We start from the raw sequence: 429 nt of genomic DNA, 5'->3' as shown, positions 1-429 counted from the left end.
AAGAGTATTTTAACAAAATAAAAAGACCAATTACAGAAAACAGCAAAAAACAAGCCTATGTTATAGAGGGTTCAAGGGTATTAATGAATGAATGGGGAACGGCACCTGGACTTATATGTGAAGAAAATAATAAGACATATATACTTCTTCCTGGTCCACCTATGGAGCTTGAACCCATGTTTAATAAATATGTATTCCCTTACCTTAAGGAAAGGAGCAGTACAGTCTTAGTTTCTAAAACAGTTAAAATAATGGGCATAGGGGAAGCTATGGCAGAGGAGATGGTGAAGGATTTAATAAAGAGTCAAAATCCAACCCTTGCTCCATATGACGCAAAAGGATGGAGAAGTTCATTTTAGGATAACTGCAAAGGCAAAAAATGAAGAGGAAGCACAAAGCCTAATACAACCTGTTTACAATAGACTAAAG

2 pseudogenes are annotated in these 429 nt (G+C 35.9%); both read left to right on the top strand.

What is annotated here, in order from left to right:
* Positions 1-359, top strand: a pseudogene (locus TCEL_RS11520) (competence/damage-inducible protein A); the annotation flags it as partial.
* Positions 328-429 (top strand): annotated as a pseudogene (locus TCEL_RS14425) (nicotinamide-nucleotide amidohydrolase family protein); the annotation flags it as partial. The pseudogenes TCEL_RS11520 and TCEL_RS14425, both read left to right, overlap by 32 nt.

Source organism: Thermobrachium celere DSM 8682 (genome assembly GCF_000430995.1).
GTDB lineage: Bacteria > Bacillota > Clostridia > Clostridiales > Caloramatoraceae > Thermobrachium > Thermobrachium celere.
This window is presented reverse-complemented; position numbering and strand designations above follow the sequence as displayed.